Origin of the sequence: Mycobacterium persicum, assembly GCF_002086675.1 — a bacterium.
Lineage (GTDB): Bacteria > Actinomycetota > Actinomycetes > Mycobacteriales > Mycobacteriaceae > Mycobacterium > Mycobacterium persicum.
The window spans coordinates 1-1,317 of record NZ_MVIF01000236.1 but is presented as its reverse complement, the minus strand read 5'-3'; the positions used below and the strand labels follow the sequence as shown (position 1 = coordinate 1,317).

Sequence of the window (1,317 nt, the reverse complement as noted above, 5' to 3'; positions counted from 1 at the left end):
TCCGTGGGTGTATTCGTCGATGCCGATGGAGCATTTGGGGTTGATGTCGATCAAGGCTTACGCCAGGGCGCGTGGGCTTGAGGTCGTGACGGTCAATGGTTTGGTGGCCGGGCATGAGGGTGTGGAGCAGACGTGGCAGGCGATGCAGGCTGCGGTGGCGGTCGCGGGTGTGCCGCGGTTGGTGGGGTTTTCGTGTATCGATACCTTTGCCGAGGTGTTGTGGTTGGCGCGGCGGGCGCGTCAGTGCTGGGAGGGTGTGCAGATCGCGTTGGGCAATGTGATCGCCACACTGAACTACGAGCGCATTTTGGCTGAGTATGACTGTTTTGATTTCGTGGTGGTCGGCGATGGCGAGGTGGCGTTTACCGAGTTGGCTTTGGCGGTGGTCAATGGTGCGGGGCTAGCGGATGTTGCGGGGCTGGCGCGCCGCGACGGGCGCGGTGGGGTGGTGTGTTCGCCGTCGAGGTTGGTTGATCTCGACGAATTGCCGTGGCCGGCGCGCGAGGAGTTGCCGACGGTGCTCGGCGATGGTTTTGCCGCGTCGGTGTTCGCCAGTCGGGGTTGTCCGTATCGGTGCACGTTTTGTGGGACCGGGGCGGTGTCGGCGATGTTGGGGCGCAGCAGTTATCGGGTCAAGTCGGTGGATGCGGTGGTCGACGAGATCGGTTATCTGGTGTCGGATTTCGGTATCGAGTTTGTGTCGATTACCGATGATTTGTTTGTGTCCAAGCATCCTGGTTCGCAGCAGCGTGCGGTCGAGTTTGCCTCGGCGATGCTTGGCCGCGGTATCGATGTCAGCTTCATGATCGATATCCGGTTGGATTCGGTGGTCGACCTTGAGGTGTTCAGGCACTTGCACCGGGCGGGTTTGCGGCGGGTGTTCGTCGGGTTGGAGACCGGTTCCTACGATCAGTTGCGCGCTTACCGTAAGCAGATCATCAACCGTGGCCAAGACGCCGCCGACACCATCAATGCCTTGCAGCAGTTGGGCATTGATGTGATCCCCGGGACCATCATGTTTCACCCCACGGTGCGACCCGAGGAGCTACGCGAAACCGCCCGGCTGCTGCGGGCAACCAAATACCGGCATCCCTTCAAGCTTCTCAGCAAGATCACGCCGTATCCGGGAACGCCGTTGTACCAGGCGTATTCGGCGGCAGGATATCTGAGTGCGGAATGGCCGCTGGGGCAATGGGACTTCGTCGACCCCGAAGCCGCCCGGGTCTACGCCGACCTGGTCGCCCGCATCGCCCCCGACGCGAACATCAGCTACGACGAGGCCGAAGCCTTCTTCCTGGCCCGCCTCGACCAATGGGA

The 1,317-nt window shown here is 61.9% G+C and carries 1 protein-coding gene; it reads left to right on the top strand.

Going from position 1 to position 1,317, the window contains the following annotated elements; genetic code table 11:
• Window positions 1–43 precede the first annotated feature (43 nt).
• Window positions 44–1,317: B12-binding domain-containing radical SAM protein (locus BST40_RS28080; RefSeq protein ID WP_244174535.1), on the top strand; the 1,274-nt coding region annotated here is incomplete at its 3' end.